The sequence below is a fragment of the Wolbachia pipientis genome, assembly GCF_001752665.1.
Taxonomy (GTDB): domain Bacteria; phylum Pseudomonadota; class Alphaproteobacteria; order Rickettsiales; family Anaplasmataceae; genus Wolbachia; species Wolbachia pipientis_A.
In genome coordinates, this window is record NZ_MJMG01000008.1 from 25,677 (window position 1) to 47,415 (window position 21,739).

At 32.7% G+C, this 21,739-nt stretch carries 24 protein-coding genes, 2 tRNA genes and 2 pseudogenes; 20 read left to right on the forward strand and 8 right to left on the reverse strand.

The features are described from left to right. Positions 1 to 87 precede the first annotated feature (87 nt). The 8 genes and pseudogenes from BIY23_RS05695 to BIY23_RS03570 all read left to right on the forward strand — a co-directional run. Positions 88 to 285, forward strand: a pseudogene (locus BIY23_RS05695) (M15 family metallopeptidase); the annotation flags it as partial. Positions 286 to 369: 84 nt separating this feature from the next. Beyond that, positions 370 to 1,587, forward strand: a complete 1,218-nt coding sequence (locus tag BIY23_RS03540; RefSeq protein WP_070065168.1) for an IscS subfamily cysteine desulfurase — start codon at positions 370 to 372, stop codon at positions 1,585 to 1,587. Positions 1,588 to 1,599: 12 nt separating this feature from the next. Further along, positions 1,600 to 2,868: a UDP-N-acetylmuramoyl-L-alanine--D-glutamate ligase gene (gene murD, locus BIY23_RS03545; RefSeq protein WP_070065169.1), complete on the forward strand. Its 1,269-nt coding sequence runs from the start codon at positions 1,600 to 1,602 to the stop codon at positions 2,866 to 2,868. A 30-nt stretch (positions 2,869 to 2,898) separates the two neighbouring features. After that, positions 2,899 to 3,495, forward strand: coding sequence for a COQ9 family protein (locus tag BIY23_RS03550; protein ID WP_070065170.1), 597 nt, complete (start codon positions 2,899 to 2,901; stop codon positions 3,493 to 3,495). Positions 3,496 to 3,692: 197 nt separating this feature from the next. Further along, positions 3,693 to 4,457, forward strand: coding sequence for a cytochrome c oxidase subunit II (gene coxB / locus BIY23_RS03555; RefSeq protein ID WP_390903701.1), 765 nt, complete (start codon positions 3,693 to 3,695; stop codon positions 4,455 to 4,457). A gap of 9 nt (positions 4,458 to 4,466) precedes the next feature. Next, positions 4,467 to 5,999: a cytochrome c oxidase subunit I gene (gene ctaD, locus BIY23_RS03560; RefSeq protein ID WP_070065171.1), complete on the forward strand. Its 1,533-nt coding sequence runs from the start codon at positions 4,467 to 4,469 to the stop codon at positions 5,997 to 5,999. A gap of 6 nt (positions 6,000 to 6,005) precedes the next feature. Then, positions 6,006 to 6,863: a heme o synthase gene (gene cyoE / locus BIY23_RS03565; RefSeq protein ID WP_070065172.1), complete on the forward strand. Its 858-nt coding sequence runs from the start codon at positions 6,006 to 6,008 to the stop codon at positions 6,861 to 6,863. 269 nt (positions 6,864 to 7,132) lie between these two features. After that, positions 7,133 to 7,408, forward strand: coding sequence for a hypothetical protein (locus BIY23_RS03570; RefSeq protein ID WP_070065173.1), 276 nt, complete (start codon positions 7,133 to 7,135; stop codon positions 7,406 to 7,408). 323 nt (positions 7,409 to 7,731) lie between these two features. Here the strand turns inward: BIY23_RS03570 and mreC are convergent, their stop codons facing one another. Beyond that, positions 7,732 to 8,424: a rod shape-determining protein MreC gene (mreC, locus tag BIY23_RS03575; protein WP_081326551.1), complete on the reverse strand. Its 693-nt coding sequence runs from the start codon at positions 8,422 to 8,424 to the stop codon at positions 7,732 to 7,734. Between the two features lie 58 nt (positions 8,425 to 8,482). On the opposite strand from mreC, the gene BIY23_RS03580 reads away from it, so the two are divergent. From BIY23_RS03580 to BIY23_RS03615, 8 genes are all read left to right on the forward strand, one after another. Continuing rightward, positions 8,483 to 8,557 (forward strand) — tRNA-Arg (locus BIY23_RS03580). Between the two features lie 64 nt (positions 8,558 to 8,621). Then, on the forward strand, positions 8,622 to 9,737 hold the full coding sequence (gene dnaJ / locus BIY23_RS03585; protein WP_070065175.1) for a molecular chaperone DnaJ: 1,116 nt from the start codon (positions 8,622 to 8,624) through the stop codon (positions 9,735 to 9,737). 78 nt (positions 9,738 to 9,815) lie between these two features. Then, positions 9,816 to 10,352: a TRP75-related protein gene (locus BIY23_RS03590; protein ID WP_070065176.1), complete on the forward strand. Its 537-nt coding sequence runs from the start codon at positions 9,816 to 9,818 to the stop codon at positions 10,350 to 10,352. Between the two features lie 3 nt (positions 10,353 to 10,355). Continuing rightward, a complete protein-coding gene (gene ispG, locus BIY23_RS03595; RefSeq protein ID WP_070065177.1) occupies positions 10,356 to 11,588 on the forward strand; it encodes a flavodoxin-dependent (E)-4-hydroxy-3-methylbut-2-enyl-diphosphate synthase in 1,233 nt (410 codons plus the stop codon). 74 nt (positions 11,589 to 11,662) lie between these two features. After that, positions 11,663 to 12,964, forward strand: coding sequence for a malic enzyme-like NAD(P)-binding protein (locus BIY23_RS03600; protein WP_081326552.1), 1,302 nt, complete (start codon positions 11,663 to 11,665; stop codon positions 12,962 to 12,964). A 151-nt stretch (positions 12,965 to 13,115) separates the two neighbouring features. Further along, a complete protein-coding gene (gene rpmF / locus BIY23_RS03605) occupies positions 13,116 to 13,301 on the forward strand; it encodes a 50S ribosomal protein L32 (protein ID WP_070065178.1) in 186 nt (61 codons plus the stop codon). A gap of 6 nt (positions 13,302 to 13,307) precedes the next feature. Further along, positions 13,308 to 14,339, forward strand: a complete 1,032-nt coding sequence (gene plsX, locus BIY23_RS03610; protein ID WP_070065179.1) for a phosphate acyltransferase PlsX — start codon at positions 13,308 to 13,310, stop codon at positions 14,337 to 14,339. Next, complete coding sequence (locus tag BIY23_RS03615) at positions 14,332 to 15,273, forward strand: beta-ketoacyl-ACP synthase III (RefSeq protein ID WP_070065180.1); 942 nt, start codon at positions 14,332 to 14,334, stop codon at positions 15,271 to 15,273. The genes plsX and BIY23_RS03615 overlap by 8 nt, the downstream gene beginning before the upstream one ends. A gap of 3 nt (positions 15,274 to 15,276) precedes the next feature. Here BIY23_RS03615 and BIY23_RS03620 read toward each other — a convergent pair whose 3' ends face one another. From BIY23_RS03620 to BIY23_RS03645, 6 genes are all read right to left on the reverse strand, one after another. Then, positions 15,277 to 15,651, reverse strand: a complete 375-nt coding sequence (locus BIY23_RS03620) for a hypothetical protein (protein ID WP_070065181.1) — start codon at positions 15,649 to 15,651, stop codon at positions 15,277 to 15,279. A 67-nt stretch (positions 15,652 to 15,718) separates the two neighbouring features. Next, positions 15,719 to 16,417: an SDR family NAD(P)-dependent oxidoreductase gene (locus BIY23_RS03625; protein WP_070065182.1), complete on the reverse strand. Its 699-nt coding sequence runs from the start codon at positions 16,415 to 16,417 to the stop codon at positions 15,719 to 15,721. Then, complete coding sequence (locus tag BIY23_RS03630) at positions 16,398 to 17,204, reverse strand: YihY/virulence factor BrkB family protein (protein ID WP_070065183.1); 807 nt, start codon at positions 17,202 to 17,204, stop codon at positions 16,398 to 16,400. Before BIY23_RS03630 ends, BIY23_RS03625 begins: the two co-directional genes overlap by 20 nt. Positions 17,205 to 17,373: 169 nt before the next feature. Then, positions 17,374 to 17,802, reverse strand: a complete 429-nt coding sequence (locus BIY23_RS03635; RefSeq protein WP_070065184.1) for a hypothetical protein — start codon at positions 17,800 to 17,802, stop codon at positions 17,374 to 17,376. 54 nt (positions 17,803 to 17,856) lie between these two features. Continuing rightward, entirely contained in the window at positions 17,857 to 18,582 is a 726-nt protein-coding gene (locus BIY23_RS03640) for a triosephosphate isomerase (RefSeq protein ID WP_070065185.1), read from the reverse strand. 20 nt (positions 18,583 to 18,602) lie between these two features. Next, positions 18,603 to 18,675, reverse strand: a tRNA-Thr gene (locus tag BIY23_RS03645). Positions 18,676 to 18,732: 57 nt separating this feature from the next. Between BIY23_RS03645 and rsmA the strand changes: the two genes are divergently transcribed. After that, the gene (gene rsmA, locus BIY23_RS03650) at positions 18,733 to 19,530 is read left to right on the forward strand and encodes a 16S rRNA (adenine(1518)-N(6)/adenine(1519)-N(6))-dimethyltransferase RsmA (protein WP_070065186.1); all 798 of its coding nucleotides are present in this window, start codon (positions 18,733 to 18,735) and stop codon (positions 19,528 to 19,530) included. Here the strand turns inward: rsmA and BIY23_RS03655 are convergent. After that, positions 19,527 to 20,156, reverse strand: a complete 630-nt coding sequence (locus BIY23_RS03655; protein ID WP_070065187.1) for a heme exporter protein CcmB — start codon at positions 20,154 to 20,156, stop codon at positions 19,527 to 19,529. The two genes, rsmA and BIY23_RS03655, sit on opposite strands and share 4 nt — an antisense overlap. Before the next feature lie 79 nt (positions 20,157 to 20,235). Between BIY23_RS03655 and BIY23_RS03660 the strand changes: the two genes are divergently transcribed. The 3 genes and pseudogenes from BIY23_RS03660 to BIY23_RS03670 form a co-directional block, all read left to right on the forward strand. Then, the gene (locus tag BIY23_RS03660) at positions 20,236 to 20,613 is read left to right on the forward strand and encodes a TraR/DksA family transcriptional regulator (RefSeq protein WP_070065188.1); all 378 of its coding nucleotides are present in this window, start codon (positions 20,236 to 20,238) and stop codon (positions 20,611 to 20,613) included. Positions 20,614 to 20,771: 158 nt separating this feature from the next. Then, entirely contained in the window at positions 20,772 to 21,497 is a 726-nt protein-coding gene (locus BIY23_RS03665) for a hypothetical protein (protein ID WP_070065189.1), read from the forward strand. Positions 21,498 to 21,506: 9 nt separating this feature from the next. Next, positions 21,507 to 21,739 (forward strand): annotated as a pseudogene (locus BIY23_RS03670) (5-aminolevulinate synthase); the annotation flags it as partial.

Genomic DNA, 21,739 nt, shown 5'->3' on the forward strand with positions numbered 1-21,739 from the left:
GTATATGATGCTTATCGTCCGCAAAAAGCGGTAAATGCATTTTATCTGTGGAGTAGATGATAATACAGTAGATATGGATCCAGTTTTGATCTGTTCCATAAAGTTTCACATTCAGATAGCGTTTTAATCACTGACAAGCAGAAAAAACAACGTGAGTTCTTTATACAAATAATGGAAAGACATGGATTTCAAGTATCTTCATTAGAATGGTGGCATTTTACTTTAAAAGATGAACCTTATCCTATTGACAATCTAAACAGCTATTTTGATTTCCAAATATACTGAAAGAAACTTGTTGCTTAAATTATCTTTTAATATAATGTTATTATACTTTTTAAATGTTATTTTACTTTTTAAAGGACATTCGTTATGAAGTTAGAATTACCAATATTTCTTGATTATCAATCCACTACTAAAGTGGACCCACGTGTCGTGGAAGTAATGATTCCTTATTTTAGTAATTTTAGTAACCCACATTCGCGTAGCCATGCATTTGGCTGGAATGCTGAAGAAGCAGTGGAAAAAGCCAGGCAATATATTGCTGATCTAATCAATGCAGACAGTAAAGAAATAATCTTTACTTCTGGGGCTACTGAGTCAAATAACATGGCAATTAAAGGAATTGCACACTTCTATAGAAATAAAGGGAACCATATAATTACAGTATGTACAGAGCACAAATGCGTCCTAGATTCATGTAGGAATCTAGAAAATGAAGGGTTTAGGGTAACATATTTACCTATTAAGCAAGATGGTATTTTAGATTTATCAAAACTTGAAAGTGAAATCACTGATAAAACAATTCTAGTATCAGTAATGATGGCAAATAATGAAATAGGAGTGATTCAGCCTGTAAAAGATATTGGTAAAATATGCAAAAAATACAACATATTCTTTCATACTGATGCAGCTCAAGCATTTGGGAAAATTCCAATCGATGTAAATGAGATGAATATTGATGTAATGAGTATCTCCAGTCATAAAATTTACGGCCCAATGGGAATAGGTGCTTTATACATACGTAGAAAAAATCCTCGTGTAAGGCTTACACCATTGATGAGTGGGGGAGGGCAGGAAAGAGGAATGCGATCTGGCACTGTACCTACACCACTTGCTGTTGGATTTGGTGAAGCTGCACGTATTGCTACAGCAGAGATGGAAGCAGAAACATCCCAGATACAAAAGCTTAGGGATATTTTATATAGTAGTATCAAAGAAGCTTTTCCAGATATTGTATTAAATGGTGATTATGAAAATAGAATCCCTGGTAATTTAAATATCAGTTTTCCTTATGTTGAAGGAGAATCTCTTATAATGGCAATTAAAGATTTAGCGATAAGTTCAGGGTCTGCATGTACTTCTGCATCCCTTGAACCATCTTATGTAGTACGTGCATTAGATAATGGACATGATCTTGAACATTCATCAATAAGATTCGGTATTGGTAGATTTACTACCAAAGAAGAAATACTATATGCAATAGAGCTTATTACTAAAAATGTTGGTAGATTGCGTGATATGAGTCCACTGTTTGAAATGGCACAAGAAGGAATAGATTTAAGCACTGTGAGGTGGGATGCTCACTAATATAGAGTGATCATGCTGAATAAATATCAAAATAAAAAAGTTGCAGTCTTTGGCCTTGCTAGAACAGGTCTTTCTGTTATTAATGCCATGTTAAATTATAAAGCTGTAGTATATGGGTGGGATGATAATGAGCAACAGATTTTAAAGGCAAGAGCAACATATCCACAATGTGATTTTATTCATCCATCTTTATATAATTGGAATGAAATTGATCAATTAATATTAAGTCCTGGTATAGACTCAAAGACACATTGGATAGCACAGTGTGCAAAACGTAAAATAAAATCAGACATTGAACTCTTTCTGGAAGCTCTAACTCCTCAACAGAAAATCATAGGTATAACTGGAACAAACGGCAAATCCACTACTACATCATTAATAGGTCATATATTAGAGTTTGCAGGAAAAAAAGTTGCTGTTGGGGGAAATATAGGTATTCCTGTTTACAATTTAAATATACATGCAGAAATTTACGTAATTGAGATTTCCAGTGCGCATCTAGAGTTAAGTGAAAAGATAAAAGTAGATATTGCTGTGCTATTAAATATTACACCAGATCATATAGATACACATGGATGTATGGAAAATTATATAGCACTCAAATCAAAATTAATAAACGATAGTGAAATTGCAGTAATAGGCTGTGATAATAACATTACAGCTAAAATATTTGATAAATTTCCTGGGAATAAAATTCCGGTATCAGCTGTAAATCATGCAATACTCAATGCAATTGATAATGCAAAGATAAATTTAATTTCCAATGCAGAAAATATAGCAGCTACATATGCTGTATCTAAATTATTTGACATAGATGATGATACATTTATTGATGGAGTCAAATCTTTTACTGGACTGAAATATCGTAATGAAATACTTGGAAAAGTAAATAATGTGTTATTTGTAAATGACAGCAAGGCTACTAATGCTGCATCAAGTGAAAAAGCAATTTTATCTTATAGCAATATATATTGGATCGTTGGTGGCAAGAGCAAAGTTGAAGGTATAGAACCGTTAAATACCTATTTTTCACAAATCAGGAAAGCATTCTTGATTGGTGAATCTACCGAAACCTTTGCTAATACCCTTAAAGATAGAGTAGATTTTATAAAATGTGGTAGCCTAGAAAATGCATTTGAATTGGCTTTCCAAGATGCTTCTGATAGTAAAGAAGAAGTCACAATATTATTTTCTCCTGCATGTGCTTCATTTGATCAATGGAAAGATTTTGAAGAACGTGGCGCAGCTTTTTCTAAAATGTTTGAAAATCTAAAGTATTAGATTAAAATAGTATTTCCGATTTACAATAATATGCAAGATTACGATATAAAATTAATAATTAATAGGTTAATTGAAGGAGTACAATGTAACGGAATAAGCGATACCGCGCTATTGAAGGCATGTGTAGAACTTGATTTAAAAAATAGTTTTTGCAAATTTCAAAATGGTATATACAGTGCATTAGAATACATGGAAAAAGATCTTATCCACTCAGTCGAAATTGATTTACAAAATTTTGATTTAGAGAATATGGCAGTGCGTGAACGGGTAAAGTTGGCGATGAAATTACATCTTGCAAATTATGCTAAATTACCGAATTACAGGGAGTTTCTAAAAAATCTGTTCTTGTTTGCCATGTTACCTAAAAATACCTATTTTTCCAATAAACTGCTCTACAGAATAGTCAGCTCTATATGGTACGCTATTTATGATCAATCAACAGACTTTAATTATTATACTAAACGAGTAATATTAGCTGGTGTGTATTTGAGTACAACTTTTTTCTTTATAAATGATTATTCAGATGATTTTACTGATACATTATTATTTCTTGATAAACGTATTGATAATGTAATGACATTTCAACAGATAAAATCTTATGTCATGAAAAATATATTTAAAGTTTAATAGTGTCTGTTACTGTATTGGTGTGAGGCTAGAGGGTTATTAACAGTAACAGACACTATTAAACTTATTATAGAATTTGTGCAAAGTAAATACAATAGGATATGCGCTCACATACTACATTGATTATAGTTGTAAACGGCTAAAAAACCATTAATCTGTATTTACGTAGCAAATGCATTGTTATACACTAGCATTATATGATATTAACTTGGTTTATGTTTACTCTGTTGCTTATAATATTTTACTCTAATGCATCTGTTGCGCTTACTTGGCAGTTTGGTTTTCAACAGCCAGCAACTGAGTTAATGGAGAATATATCTAAATCACATTCTTTTATTATGACTATAATTTTCTGTATTCTAGGGTTAGTTTGGGCATTACTTATTTATGTTGTTTTACGTTTCCGTAAAGGCAAGGTATCACAAGTAAGTAAGGTTACCCACAATACAGCTTTAGAAATTATTTGGACTATAATTCCAATAATAATTGTTACGGTGTTTACTGTTGAAAATATAAAATTAATAAGAATGCAGCAGAATATTCCCAAATCTGAGCTTACTTTAAAAGTTATTGGACATCAGTGGTACTGGCATTATCAATATCCAGAATATGAGAACTTATCGTTTGATAGCTATATTAAGGAAGCAAGCGATCTAGATAAGAATGATTTAAGATTACTTGCTGTTGATAATCACGTTGTTTTACCTATAAACACCAATATTCGCTTACAAGTAACAGCTGGAGATGTTATTCATAGTTGGGGAGTTCCTGCATTTGGTATAAAAATCGATGCGATACCAGGTAGATTAAATGACACATGGTTTAATATTAAAAAACCAGGCTTATATTATGGACAATGTTATGAATTATGTGGTCAAGGTCATGGATTTATGCCAATCGTTGTTAATGCAGTTAGTAAGGAAGATTTTAATAAGTGGATCAACGATAAAAAATCATTTTAAGGATTCAATATGCTAAAACGCTGGATATTTTCTACAAATCATAAAGATATAGGAACATTATATATCATTCTCTCTATATTAACTGGTGTTATTGGAGGAATATTATCATTGATTATGCGTACTCAATTGATGCATATAAACATATTAAATGATAATAACCAATTATATAATGTTATGGTTACAGCCCATGCGTTAGTTATGGTATTTTTCATGATTATGCCTGCATTGATGGGAGGATTTGGTAATTGGTTTGTGCCTCTAATGATAGGTGCACCTGATATGGCATTTCCTCGTATGAATAATCTAAGCTTTTGGTTGTTGGTATCATCTTTTATTTTATTAATTATTTCATTGTTTATTGGAGAAGGTCCTGGTACAGGCTGGACTTTATATCCACCTCTATCACAAATTAAATTTCAACCAAGTGCAGGAGTTGATATGGCAATATTTGCGTTACATATTGCTGGTATCTCATCCATTGTGGGAGCAATTAACTTCATAGTTACTATATTTAACATGCGTATACCAGGAATGTCACTTGTTAAAATGCCACTATTTGTATGGTCTATTCTATTGACGGCATTTATGTTAATTGTTGCGTTACCTGTACTTGCTGGTGCAATAACTATGTTGCTCACTGATCGTAACATTGGCACAGCATTCTTTGAACCTGCTGGTGGTGGAGATCCTGTGCTATTCCAGCATCTATTTTGGTTTTTCGGTCATCCTGAAGTTTATATCATCATCTTTCCAGCATTTGGTATTATTAGTCAGGTAGTATCAACCTTTTCCCATAGACCAGTATTTGGTTATATTGGCATGGTGTATGCAATGATAGGAATAGCAGCGTTAGGTTTTATAGTATGGGCTCACCATATGTTTACTGTTGGATTGGGTACTGAAACTGTAGTATTTTTCAGTACTACTACCATGTTTATAGGGGTCATTACTGGAATTAAAGTATTCAGCTGGATTGCTACAATGTGGGGTGGTATAATTGAGCTAAAGACTCCTATGTTATTTGCCTTAGGTTTTATATTTATGTTTGTAGGGGGAGGAGTGACTGGTGTCGTACTTTCCCATGGTGGTATAGATCAAGTTTTGCATGACACGTACTACGTTGTTGCACATTTTCATTATGTGATGTCACTTGCTACTCTATTTGCTGCATTTGCTGGATTCTATTATTGGATAGGAAAAATGTCTGGAAGGCAATACAATGAATGTCTTGGGCAGATCCATTTTTGGTTTACTTTTATTAGTACAAATATTACCTTTTTACCACAATTTTTTTTAGGTTTGGGAGGCATGCCAAGACGTATACCTGACTATCCTGACAGCTTCACTGGTTGGAATTACGTTTCCTCTGTAGGTGCATATATGTCATTTTTTTCGGTTATGTTTTTTATCTTTATCGTAATACATCTCTTTATTAGAGGTAAACGAGCTGAAGATAATCCATGGGGAGGTGATACTTTAGAATGGACAGTATCTTCACCACCTCCTTTTGATAATTTTGAAAAGCCTCCTATTATAAAATAATCATGTATGTCAACAGTATTGGATTTTTGGCAATTACTAAAGCCACGTATAATGTATCTCGTAGTATTCACTGCATCTGCAGGTATAATTGCTGCGCCAGGTAATATACACTTTTTTTTGGCATTTGTATCATTGCTCTGCATTGCTCTAGGTTCGGGTGCAGCAGGTGCAATTAACATGTGGTATGATAGAGATATAGATTTATTAATGAAAAGGACGAGAAACCGACCTATACCTGCTGGCAGAGTGGTACCAGATAATGCGCTTGAATTTGGGATGGTGTTAGGAATATTAGCTGTATTTATTATGGCTGTATCAATTAATTACTTAGCTGCTATTTTATTAGCAGTAAGCATCTTATTCTATATTTTTATATATACAATCTGGTTGAAAAGACGTACTCCGCAAAATATTGTTATTGGAGGTGCAGCAGGTGCTTTCCCTCCCATGATTGGCTGGGCTACTGTAACAAATTCTATCAGTATAGAAAGTGTTATATTGTTTTTAATAATTTTTTTCTGGACACCCCCTCATTTCTGGGCACTTTCTTTAAATCAATCTGAAGACTATATTAACGCATCCATACCAATGTTTAATGTTGTTTATGGCCCGGCAAAAACAAGAAAACAGATACTTATATATAGCATATTACTAGTCTGTATTAGCTTATTGCCTGCTTTATTTCTTAAAAAAAATTTACTTTATTTAGCTTTAACAGTTTTGATAGGTAGTATTTTTATTTTATATGCTGTATTTGTTATTATTTCTAAAAGTTATACTGCACAGAAAAAAATGTTTTCTTATTCAATTTTTTACTTATTTTTTTTATTTGCTAATATTATTTTTTGCTCACTCAATTTATGAAAAAACAACAAAATTACCTTGTATTTTTCCTTTTAGTTTGCATGGTAGTTACTCTTTTCTTTGTGACTATCATAAGGATAAAGTAATGTGTACTGACTTAAATTTACTTACCTTATAATATGAAGGTTTATATCTTTAATAGGAGTAACAATGAGTAATTAACTTTTTAGTGAAAAGCATTATAATGACAACAAAAGAAATTTTTAGTTATAGGGATTACGGAGGCAAGTGACGTTGTTGGTAAAAATTTTCCTGAAGTAATAAAGTTAGTGCAGTCGCATTATGTTGATCCAAGTAATCATAGGAAGACAGCTGCATATTATAGGCTGTTAGGTTTTCTTGAATGCTGCGTGCAAATGCTTCAGACATCTGGTACTTCTGCAAATACACAAGATAAACCGGAACTTAAGAAAGAAACAAAAAGCGATACTTATAATTCCACTAAAGTAAGTACTAATATTGATGGGATATATAATCATGTAGACCTTGATATGGGTGGTATTACAATATTAATACCTAAAAAACCGGCATTACATGAATGTTAATCAAGAGCGTTCAACCTTATCTATAGTCCCCTACTGCTGAATGCTTAAAAGATGTCGAAGAAACAAAAAAATTGGTGGAAGAGCTAGAGTGTACTGTCCACCTTGTACAAAGTCAAGAATCTTGATAGCGTTACATATGCTATTCATAACGACCACTCACAACATGTATAAGTTTAATAAACAAGTACAAGTTGCTTGTTTAAGCTCTGTAATTATGTCTAACAGTAAATATAGAGGATTGCTTGTTGTACTACTATCTGGTTAACTACTGTTACTAAAACTATATAAATGGTTGCCAAGGTATTATCTTGATCTTTGTGTGATTATCTTGGCTTCACTATACTTACAAAATCTATCTGCTTTAAATTTATATTACTTTTGATTCTGTTGTTTTTTATCACTTGACCAACATAAATTTTGGGTAAATTATTTACTGCAGTGACAACCATATTTCCTTCTTGTGCTCTTGTTGGTAAATATAAAAGTTGCAAATAATCTGAATTAGTTCCAACTGCTATTGCTTTCATTCCACTTTCTACTATCATAACTGGAATATGAAAATTCTTGTTATTGAGCGGTAATAAACGTGCAGACAATTTGTTAACATCAATCACTTTGCCAACTAAACCATCCTCATTAATTATCAATTGATCTTTCTGTATGCCATGTTCTGTACCTGCAGCTATAAAAATAGCACCACGTACATTTGTAATAGTAACATGTGTCGTTACATACTCTAAGCCATCATATGATGAGAGAAAATTTAGTAATTTTTTGAGACGCAAGTTTTCTGCAGTTAATACTTTATTTGCCAAAGTATCTTCCATGATTAAACCTTCTTCCTTGACTAAAACTTGATCTTCACTCGTACACTTTTTGACAGATTTAATAAAACTATTCTTAATACAGAATAATGGAGGCATGTTGGTCCCTATAAGCTTTTGTTTGTGTAGATACAATAGTAATAAGCATGGAATGGTTAATTTAAAAAAGAGACGTATATTCTTGTTCAACATACATTCTAGTATAACAAACTGATTGAATTAAACTAGATAATCTGTTAGAGATAAATAAGCACCCTTAGCTCAGTTGGATTAGAGCATTTGACTACGGATCAAAAGGTCGGGCGTTCAAGTCGCTCAGGGTGCACTGTGCTTGAAATTAATATATGCATGGTATATATCTTGTAGATAAAGTAAGTTAAATAAAATTTATGACTAGAGACTATTATGAATTACTTGGGGTAAATAGGAATGCCAGCATTGACGAAATAAAGAAAGCTTATAAAAAATTGGCATTGAAATACCATCCAGATAAGAATCCCGGTAATAAGGAAGCAGAAGAAAAGTTTAAGGAAATCACTGCAGCATATGAAGTTTTATCAGATGTTAATAAAAGGGCAAATTATGATCGCTATGGTCATGAAAGTGGAGGTGGTAGTGGAGGTTTTGACTTTAGTCACGGTTTTACTTCAACAACTGACTTTAGTGACATATTTAATGATTTTTTTGGCACCGGCTTTGGCAACAGAACACGCGCAAAGGAACATGGTACACCTGGTGCAGATTTACGTTATGATCTTGAAATTACATTAGAAGATGTATTTAAAGGCGTGCAAATTCCAATACATTATGTAACAAATGTAAAATGTGATTTATGCCATGGGACAGGCAGTGAAGGAGGTATTAAGCCTGTTCAATGTAATTCATGTCAAGGTACTGGTAGAGTAAGAAGTCAGAAAGGATTTTTTACTATAGAAAGTACATGTTATGCATGTTATGGGGAAGGAGAGATAATACAAAACAAATGTAAAAAATGTAGTGGCAATGGAAGAAAAAGAGATGATGTCAACATATCAGTTTCAATTCCGAAAGGTGTGGAAGATGGAACAAAAGTAAAAATTAGTGGTAAGGGAGAAGCTGGGGCAAGAGGAGGAAGAAATGGAGATTTATATGTGCATGTGAAAATAGCTCCACACAAAATCTTTACTCGTGATAAAGCTCATTTATATTGCAAAGTACCAGTGAGGATGACTTTGGCAGCGCTTGGTGGTGAACTTGAAGTACAATCAATCGATGGCTCTAAAATAAAGGTAAAATTACCAGAAGGTACTCAGACTGGTACTAAGCTACGTTGTAAGGGGAAGGGCATGCCTCATATAAATTCAGATACTCATGGAGACTTATATGTGCAAGTAATAGTTGAAACGTTAAATCCAAAACATTTAACACAGAAACAAATTGATTTGTTAAAAGCACTAGATGAAAGCACAGAGCAAAAACACGAAGGGTTTTTCAGTAAAGTAAAAAAAAATTTCTTGATACTTTAATTTTTGTGAGTATATAAATTTATTTACTTGATATTTATGAACTGCTATTGTCTTAAGGTATAAAATGTATAATAAACAATGTTAAGGATTATTTTATTTGTATTGATACCAGTTTTTTTAATGTGTGGTTTTGCTGAATCTAAGTCAACACTTAGTAAGAAATATACTCCGCATGGCAATCCTGGTGGTAGACATTTTGAGGACGATAAGGATTTTGCTAAGTTATATAAGCTATATGAAAAGCGTAAAAAACTATTAATAAGTAAAAAAAAGCCGCAACCATATAAGACGAAAGAACAGAATGATGCTTCAAGTGGTCAAGGAGGATGTATTGTTAATGACAAGCAAGAAGATGCCATGGTCAATAAACATGGCATCAATCTTACGCGTTTAAAGGATGCTGTGTTTATAGATAATTCTGCTGGAAATAGGTTAGCAAAAGATCAAGAAATAAAAATGCAGGAAATTAAACAAGATGAGCAAGAACAGAAAACTGTACCAGAACAACAAGAAAGTGCTGGGCAAGAAAAAAAGGTTTCAACCATGAATATAACTGTTAAAGATGCTTCCTCTAGAAGAAGGACTTGTTTGCATGACCCTATTATTGATAAATAGCATATGGAATATGCAAGGCATAAGACTCACGTAGTACATGTTGGTAAAGTAAAAATAGGAGGTGGCAATCCTATAGTAGTGCAGTCTATGGCACTCGGTACATTTATAGATCCTGATGATATACAAAATAGTGCTAAGAAATATGCAACAGAAATAATAGAGTTAGCAAATGCAGGGTCAGAATTAGTACGTATTGCTTTAAATTCAGAAGAAGTGGTAAGGTCTATACCTTATATTGCAGAAGCAATAAGTCAAGAGGGATTTGACAGTAAAATATTGGTAGGCTGTGGACAGTATGAGCTTGATAGATTGATACAGAAATATCCAGATAATATCAAGATGTTAGGTAAAATTAGAATAAATCCTGGTAACGTAGGTTTTGGTAATAAACGTGATGAAAAATTTGAAAGAGTTATAGAATATGCAATAAAAAACGATATTCCTATTAGAATTGGTGTGAATTGGGGCAGTCTTGATAAATATGTAGTACAAAAGCTTATCGATGAAAATCCATTGTCAGATTTTTCTAATGCTATATTACGTAAGGCAGTTGTGGTCTCTGCTCTTGAAAGTGCAAAAAAAGCTGAAGAGATTGGAATGAACCCGGATAAAATTATCATTTCATGTAAAGTCAGTAAAGTACAAGATTTAATCGCAGTATATACAGCATTAGCACAATCTTCTAATTATGCTTTACATTTAGGCTTAACTGAAGCTGGCATGGGCAATAAAGGTATTATTAATACAACGGCAGCTTTTTCTTGTTTATTACAGGATGGCATTGGGGATACTATCAGAGCTTCTATCACTCCACGTCCTAGCGAATCTCGTGTTACTGAAGTAACGATATGCCAAGAAATCTTGCAGGCTTTAGATTTACGTTATTTCCGTCCACAAGTCAATTCATGCCCGGGATGTGGACGTACTAATAGTGATTATTTCCGTATATTAGCTGATGAAGTTAATAATTACATAGAAGTTTCTATGCCTATGTGGAAAGAAAAAAGTTTGGGGGCGGAAAGCATGAATGTCGCAGTAATGGGGTGTATAGTAAATGGTCCAGGAGAAAGCAAACATGCGAATCTAGGTATTAGCTTGCCAGGATTTGGAGAAAAACCTGTTTCAGCTGTTTATAGAAATGGTAAATATTTTTGTACTTTACATGGTAATAACATATTTGAACAGTTTAAAAAAATTATTGATGATTACGTTGTAGAACATTATTACTTAAGATAAGCTCTGTTTTACGTTGTCACAACAAAAAAATCTCGTATAATACAAAATAGTAAACCACATCTTAAGGGCATATAATGAATGACGATTTAGCAAAACGAGAAGCACTAGAGTATCATAGTAACAGTCCAGGCAAAATAGCAATATCCCCAACAAAACCTCTTTTTACACAGCATGATTTATCTTTAGCTTATTCTCCTGGTGTTGCAGTACCATGCTTAGAAATAGCTAATAATCCTCAGGCAGCATACAATTATACAACAAAAGGTAACTGTGTTGCTGTAATCTCGAATGGTACAGCTGTGTTAGGACTTGGCAATATTGGTCCATTAGCTGCAAAACCTGTAATGGAAGGTAAGGCTGTGTTGTTTAAACGTTTTGCTGATATTGACGCTATTGATTTAGAGATAGATACAGAAAATATTGAAGATTTCATAAATGTAGTAAAACATCTTTGGCCAGGTTTTAGCGGAATAAACTTAGAAGATATTAAATCTCCGGATTGTTTTATAATAGAAAAGCGTTTGAATGAGTTAATGAATATACCAGTATTTCATGATGATCAACATGGTACGGCAATTGTTGTAGCTGCAGGTATAGTAAATGCTCTAGATATAGTGGGAAGAAAACTTGAAAATGTTAAAATAATTATAAACGGTGCAGGAGCTGCAGGCATTGCATGCTTAGAAATGCTGAAATCTATGGGAGCTCAAAATATTGTGCTTTGTGATAAGCAGGGCGTAATATATAAAGGTCGCACAGGCGATATGAATGAATGGAAGGAGAAACATGCTGTTGGCGTTCCAGATCGTTCTTTATCTGACACTATAAGAGGTGCAGATATATTTATTGGTCTCTCAGCAAAAGATGTGCTCACTGAGGAAATGCTACGTAGTATGAATAAAGATCCAGTTATTTTTGCACTTGCCAATCCAGATCCAGAAGTCAAGCCAGAATTTGCACAAATAATTAGGCCAGATGCGATAATTGCAACAGGTAGGTCAGACTATAACAATCAAGTTAATAATGTAATGGGATTTCCATATATATTTAGAGGCACAATTGATGTACATGCAGCGACAATTAATAATGAAATGAAAATTGCTGCTGCAAATGCAATAGCTAAAATTGCACGAGAACCTGTACCTGAAGAAATATCTAATGTGTATGGTGGGCGTAAAATGAGCTATGGACGTAGCTATATAATACCAACTCCTTTTGATCCTAGATTAATTCACAAAGTCTCTCCTGAAGTTGCAAAGGCTGCTATTGATTCACAAGTAGCTAGAAAGGTAATAACACATTGGGAAGAGTATGCAAATCAATTAAAACTACGCTTATCTAAGGTTATCAATACATTAAATGTACTTTCCTCATAAATGTAATGTAGATATTTAGAGGAACAATTGATGTATGCAATAGTACAAAAAATATTTGGTTGTAAGTAGCTTTTTAAAAATATTTCTTGTTTACTTAATAGAGAAAACGTGTTATCAATGTATTATCTGATTTTTAATATGGGAAAAAGGTTTGGCAGTTCCAAAAAGAAAAAAGTCTAAGTCTAGGCGTAATATGCATCGTTCTCATCATGCTATTAAGCCTAAAAATATTGTGGTGAATTCAGTGACAGGAGAATTTATGCTGCCTCATAGAATAGCAGTTGATGGTTATTATAAAGATAGGAAGGTTCTGTCTAAGCAACAAATACTAGAGTAGTTTGTTATGCTATCTGTTAGCAGCGAGGTGGTTATCGCTCTAGATGCTATGGGTGGTGATTTTGCACCAGTGTCAGTTATACAAGGTGCTGATTTTTTTTTGAACAATCTTCTTTTTGATTCCAATATTAAGGTTTTTTTTCGTATTTATGGTGACCAGCAAAAATTATTACCACTTATTACGCAATACAAAAAAGTAAATGATAATGCTGAGTTAACTCACTGTTCTGATGATGTTTTAGCAAATGATAAGCCATCTTTTGCGCTACGGTATCGTAAAGATTCAAGTATGAGAATTGCTATTGAAGCAGTAAAACATGGTAAAGCTGCTGGTATAGTTTCTTCAGGAAATACAGGAGCATTAATGGCAATTTCAAGATTTATTTTAGGTACTTTACCAAATATATATCGTCCTGCAATTGTATCTACATGTCCAACACAGTCAAAGAGCTTTACATTACTTGATCTTGGAGCAAATGTTGATTGTAATGCTGATTCATTATTCCAATTTGCATTAATGGGAAGTATATTTGCAAAGGTTGCATTAAAAATTGATGATCCAGCAGTTGCTTTGCTAAATATAGGGACAGAAGAAGTGAAGGGTACAGATTCAGTAAGAGGTGCTTTTGAATTATTGAAAAATGCTTCAGGCATTAATTTTAATGGTTATATAGAAGCTAGTGAATTTTTAGATGGTAAGATTGATGTAATCGTTGCAGATGGTTTTGTAGGTAACGTTATGTTAAAGACAGCTGAAGCTACTGCAAATACTTTTATTAATATAATAAAACAGGAGTTATACAACTCATTAATGGCTAAAATATTTCTAAAATCTAAGTTCAGTAAGGCGTTGACACGTTTTAATCCTAGAGTAAGGAGTGGCGCTATGTTTTTAGGGTTAAATGGTATTATTGTTAAGAGTCATGGAAATTCTGATGCCATTGCATTTGCGCATGCAATAAAGTTTGCACTGGATGTTATTAGCGCTAATCTTAATCAGAAAATTATTAATGGGGTAGGAGTAAGCAGTATTGAGTAAGAATATTATACTAAGTGCAGGATCATACTTACCTAAGAAAGTGCTAACTAATGATGAAATTGCATTAACTGTTGATACTAGTAATGAATGGATCAAACAAAGGACAGGTATTACTCAGAGACATATAGCAGGTAATGGTGAATTAACATCCGATTTAGCTGTCAAAGCAGCAGAGAATGCTTTAACAAACGCAGGAATTTTAGCAGCTGAAATTAATTTAATTATAGTTGCTACTACAACACCAGATAATGCTTTTCCTAGTTGTGCAACGATCGTACAGAATAAACTAAAATGTAACAATGCATTTGCATTTGATATTCAAGCTGCATGTTCTGGTTTTATATATGCAGTTGCAACAGCAGATTCGCTTATGAAATCAGATAATAAAATAAAATATGCATTGGTTATAGGTGCAGAAATAATGTCTAAGCTAATTGACTGGCAAGATAGGTCAACTTGTATATTATTTGGGGACGGTGCTGGTGCGATAGTAATGAAATCAACATCATATCATCATAAAGAAGTGAAAGGTATCTTATCAAGTCATATGTATTCTGATGGCAATGTGGATATATTATACGCAACAAAAAAGATATACATGAATGGGAGAGAGGTGTTCAGGCACGCGATAGATAAACTGACCACTATGGTAGAGGAAGTCCTAAGCGACAACTGCCTAAAAATTTCTGATATCAGCTGGCTCATTCCACATCAAGCAAACATACGTATTATTGAATCAGTAACAAAAAAACTAGAATTTCCAACTGCAAAAATTATTAATACAATTGACAAGCATGCCAATACTTCTGCTGCTTCAATCCCCCTAGCTTTAGATGATAGCATACAAAAATCAAAAATAAAACCTGGAGATATAATATTGCTTGTAGCAATAGGCGCAGGATTAACCTGGGGTTCTATACTACTACGTTATTAAAGCTTATTTATTCTCTATTTCTTCCACTAATTTTTTTACCCATCCTCTAAGCTTCTTGCTTGTCTTATTAAGCAAAATAATTTTTTTATCATTTGCATTATATGATGCCACTAACTCTTTATAATTATCTATTATATAATTAATATAAACTTCTAGTTGAGAACCAATCACATCTATATCTAGAGCTGCTCCTAATAGTGGTGAATTTTGCATTGCACCACCTAACCCACCATCTTCAATAAGCTGTTTAGACATTTGCATAAATGGCTTCAAGGTTTGACCAAGTAATTCTGGATTTTTAGCTATTCTATCTATTTGCTCCTTACAGGCCTCCATATACTGCTTCATGAACTCATCTTCATCTTCTTTGTTTACCATAATTAGACCCACTTAAAAACATTTAACTTCATTATATATTATTTCATAATGGAAAGCAATATAAAAATTAAGTAAGTGAAAAAACTTTCCCTGACACATTATAACTTTCAGAAGCTAATTCGACTAATTTATTTACTGCGTCATCTGACACGTTACAACTTTCATAAGCTTGTTCGACTAATTTACTTACTGCTTCATCTGCTTGTAGATGTAGAACATTAACACATAATTTTGTATGCTTTGTTTCAGATGCATATACTTTCATTATTACTTCTAAAGCAGCTTTACTTGCTGAATATGCTCCGCAACATGGGTAAGATGAAGGAGGTACTAAGCTTACAAAAATTATTCTCCCTGCATTAGACTTTTTTAATATGGGATCTAGATTTTTTAATAAATACCAATTAGCAATCAGGTTCGTATTGATTATATTCTGGAATGTTTCAAGCTCATAATCTTGAATGGGACTCAAACTACCTAATGCTTCTGCACATGCAATCAATATATCAAGGGAACCTGTAAGAAGTTTATTTGCAAATACTTTTACGCTGTCAAAATCTAGAAGATCTAGTTGTATTAGGGTAACAGAATTTTCTTTGAATTCCTCTAATTCCTTAATTTCGTTATATAATGAGTTTAAATTTTCTATTGACCGTGAGATTAAAATGACATTTGCACCTTCTTTCACAAACCTTTTGGTCACCTCAGAGCCTATCTTGCTTGATGCACCAGTTATAAGAGCAACTTTATCTTCCAAAAGCTTCATGTTTAGCAGATTTCAAATGAAAATTAAATTTAGCACCATATATGAAAATTAAACTGATCATGTAAAAAAATAATAATGATATTACTATACCACCTAAACTGCCATATATCAAGTTTAGTTGATGAAAGGACGTGTTTAGATATTGCTTAAATACTGTAGCAGAAATTGTCCATAAAATCACTGTAACTATTGACCCTGGAAACACCTCTATTAAGCCTTGCTTGATATTTGGTAACATAAAATATAGCCATGCAACTATAGTAAAGAGTATAGACTCGATTACTAAATATTTAGTATAGGTCAACGTATGCATTGGTATTAATGTTGAGCCTACTGCAGTTAGGGTGATTATAAGTGTGATAACCAAAAACTGTAATATACTTAATATTCTTCTCAATATATATGGTGATGAAATCGGCACTCTGTAAGCCTTGTTTAATGTTGTTCTGAAACCTTCAATGATGGATGAAGCAGTCCAAGTAGCACCTACAATGGCTACAGTCAATAAGCTTTGTGGTGGACCAGATATTATCTCCCTGATACGTGGCATTAAAGATACTAAAATATCTTCTGGTATGCTATCTATTATTGGTAGCCAACTGATATTATATTGATCTAATAGATTTGCCAATGCGGATGCTAAAGCCATTAAAACAATCAGGAAAGGAAATATTGACAATAATATCAAAAATGCTAAATATCCAGCATGCTCTATACCATCATTATAAATTGTATCTATTAAAGCGTTGTATAGACAGTAAATGATATTATATAATTTTTGTAACACCGCAGTTAATAAAATAGAGCTAAATTAATAAAAACTTTTAAGTGAAGTGTACGCTATCCCTTCTTTTAAGAAGTAGTTAAGTGCAGCACGTTCTTTTCTTACCCTGCTTGCACTGGTAAGAAAAGAACGTGCTGCACTTAACTTTTAATATTAGTACTTTAGTTTTACTTTACCTCTTTTTTGGCAAAACTTTACTGTTCATACTTGCTCTTCCTTCCATCCATTCTTCCATACATTTCAAATCATATTTGCAATCAAGTTTTATATCACTCAAGCTCACCTGAATATAACCGTTGTCATGAGTAAAATTATTAACTTTACCTTCTATGTAGTCCTTACAAACTAGATTGTTATTTGTATCAGAAATCTCATTGACCCATGAGAACTTATGGGTATCTTCATGAAGATGAAATTCTGCATTATGAGTGTACCCACCAGCAGAAGAAGTATATGTGTAGTGCTTACCACTAGAAAGTACCTGATCAACATCAGATATTACATCATTCAGACTCCCATCAGTGCTATAACCAACAGATATTCCATCATTAAACTGATTCCCATCAGTGCTATAACCCGCATTATACTCATCAAAAACCATAGTATTACCTATAAAAAAACAATTAATAAAGCATACATTATACAATTTTTCAAATCAAGCTTTAAAAGGAATTTGCTTCTTTTTATTTATCATGTCAGCTTTTTCTATAATTGCACAAAAGAGACTGTAATCTAAGCTTGCACTACCAATGAGTACTCCAGATAAAGTTGAAAGATCTAATAAACTTTTAATATTTTCTAAATTTACTGAACCACCATATAGAATGGTTGTGGAATTNGAGTATAATNTTATTNCTGNAATANTNNCAGAAATTGAAGCATTACTTGGCAATAGACCTGTACCTATTGCCCATATTGGCTCATATGCTATTATGTAGTTACCATGAGTTGGTAAACGATTTTGACATTGTTCTTTTATAATATCCCGTGTTTTACCAGCTTTATAATCTGCAAGATTTTCACCTAAACAAATGATTGGATATAAACCTACTTCTAGTGCAACTTCAGCTTTAAGTCTGATCTCGTTGTCTTTCTCATTTTTCCTTTCGGAATGTCCAAGTATCACGTATGAACAGCCTAACTCTTTGAGCATTTCTGCACTGATTTCACCTGTATAAGATCCTGATTTTACATAATGGCAATTTTGTGCACCTATACTGATATTGTTGAACGTAAATTTATCTGGTAATGCTGTAAAAGGTGGACAAACAATAATCTTAGAATGAGCTTTGCCGCTGATTTTATTTAGATTATTAAGAAATTTTGTGAACATAGCACGTGTTCCATTCATTTTCCAATTTGCTACTATAAGAAAGGACATAGATTTTATTTAATATAGTGTGCCGGCTGTCGGAGTTGAACTGACAACCTACTGATTACAAGTCAGTTGCTCTACCAATTGAGCTAAGCCGGCATAGTATTCTATTAGAATATAAATATTGAGAAATTATAGTCAACTATTTTTAAATTAATGCATAATACACAGATGATGCACAAACCAAAAAAGAGTCTTGGACAAAATTTTATTTTGTCCAGCCATACAGCAAAAAAGCTAATTGACCTAGCTGGTGATTTAAATGGATTCAATGTCATCGAAATTGGTCCAGGATATGGCTCATTGACAAAAGAAATATTAAAACGTAATCCAAAATTTCTATTAGCTATAGAAAAAGATACTAATCTCATAAAGCAACACGATCAATTGTTAGGGTTATATAAAGGAAAATATAAAATAATAGAAGCAGATGCACTGCATATTAAAGAAACGGAATTTATAGAGCCCCCAATTAAAATTATTGCAAGTTTACCTTATAATATTTCAGTAGCACTATTTTTAAAATGGCTAGATAATATAGCGAATTTTACAAATCTAACACTTATTTTTCAGAAAGAGGTCGCGAAGCGTATTGTAGCACAACCTCATTCTAAAGATTACGGATATTTGTCAATAATCAGTCAGTTACTTTGTAAGGTTGAGATAAAATTTGATCTTCTACCAGAAGAATTTTTTCCTAAACCAAAAGTAAATTCTTCAGTCATTACAGTAAATCCTCTTCCTCTTCAAAGATTTGAGATAGACATAAACGCTTTAAAAAAGTTAGTACAAGTGGTTTTTGTTAAAAGAAGAAAAATGCTTAAAACTAGTTTAAAAAATATATTAAATAGTAAATACGACATCTTTAAAAGTGCTCAGCTCACTGGGAATGAACGTCCAGAAGATGTTACTATTGAGCAACTCTGTGTATTAGCTGTGTTATTTAAGAATTAATCTTGCTCTACAGCAAGTTTTAATGCCGCATGAGTAGCGATAATGCTGTTAGCTATTGATATAATAAAGATTAAAATAGTAACTAATATTATGTGAATAGTTATTTCATGATCTATGAGTAATTTAAAATATATAAAAGCTGGCATAAGTAGTGGTAGGACTAAAACCTGTGACACCACAGATGCTAAATCATTTTTACCAAGCGTCAATGCATTGCCTGTAGCAGATATACTTACTATAACTGATGTATTAAATAATAGTGACAGTCCTATTGTAATTGCATATTTAGTACTATTGCTGAATATTGCAAGACTAAATATAGCAGAAATAATCGAGAGTGATAACCCAAATATCAACCAATGAGTAAAAATTGTATATGCAACTGTTAATCTGGAAGAAATGGGCTGTATAAAAATTTGTTCCAATGTTCCATCATTATATTCTGAAACGAATAACTTGCTTGTGGAAACTTGTAAAATAAATGTAGCACATGTCCAAACTAATGCTAATATAATTTCATTATTATTATAGTTTTCAAGTGAGAAAGAAACTAGTATAAGCATTATAATAAAAAGGGATATTATATGCACATAACCTGTTGCTATAATTTTTGTTTTGTAAAACATACCTTTTAAAACTTTATTATGAATTATAGTGTTTACTATAGTTTATATTCAAAACTTTATTAAATAAGTGGGGAACATTATGAATGCAAAATCGTTATTAGTGCTATTAGAAGATTATATCCCTTCAGAAAATGAAGAATATATGAATACAAAGCATTTAGAATATTTTCATGTAAAACTTCAGGCAATGCTTGATGAATTAGAAAGGCAAGAATTGCAATTTTACTCTATTGCAGATGATGAAAATGAAAAGTTAATTAAACGTAGAAAAGAAAAAAAGGAAAAAATTAAGGAAGCATTAGAAAAAATCAAACTAGGAACTTATGGTTATTGTGAAGGCACAGGAGAGGAAATAGGCATTAAAAGGCTAGAAGCTAATCCGCTTGCTATATATTGCATTGAAGAACAAGAAAGGATAGAAAAGGAAAGAAGCTTATATAGTATAGATGATGATTAAAAGATGTGAAATCTAAAAGTAAATCTTCTGCAAAAAAATTCAGTAGTTTATTTTGCAGAAGGTATATATAAAAAACAATATGCTGTGTAAAAAAAACTGTTATACTTAATGTGGTTGCATAGTGAGTAAGTGTAAGTTAAATTATCTAGGAGGGTAAAATGTTACAAGGTGCTCAAACAGCAACAGGATCACAAAGCGCTAGTAAAAATAGAGATTTGAATACTGGACCTGGTACAAGTAGTAGTGGTGGTGGGATTAGCAGTAGCAGCAGTAGTAGGGTAGGTAATACTTCAACTTCTCCATCTCAGCGTATTACAAAGTGTAAGCAAGATATTAACCGTACATATAAATATGGAGGATCGTTTTCAGATTCAGAATTTGCAAAGAAGATAAAACTGAATGTTGATGGGAACCATGATATTTTAAAGGGTTTATTAAAATATATTGATTCACAGGTTGAAGAAATTGAGAAAACACAAATTACTGCACAGACACTACGGAATGAACTTCATAATGCAAAACGTCAGAACAGATTAAAGAATCAAATTTCTCAACTACAGGAAATGAAAAAGGTTATAGAAGGGCAAATCATCGAGATTAATAGAGAACGTGTTCAAGCAAAGCATTTACAACCAGATAGTGATTATACATTCTCTCCATTGGTGATTGCTGGAATTTGCGCACTAATAACAGTAGCTGCTGGAGTTTATTTAGACAATATAATGATAGGAGCTATGGCTGCAGCATGCATATTGATTATTGGTGTGATATGTTGTGGCAGTAAGGAACAAGTTAATAATCCAGGAAGCGCATTAAAAATGGATTCTGATGAAAAAATAATGCACACCAAAATATTCGAGCAAGAACTCCAAACTAGTCAATAATATAAGTGAATGGATTACGAGGAGATATTTGCAAGTAAAATAAATAGCATTAAAGAAGAAGGCCATTATAGAGAATTTACGAGCTTTGCTACACTACCAGGCAGGCTTCCCTATATTATGGATTATGAAAGAAATAGAGAAGTGATTGTCTGGTGCAGTAATAACTATTTAGGTATGGCTCAAAATGACAATGTTATATCTGCTATTAGGGATTCATCTATTCAGGTTGGTGCAGGTGGTAC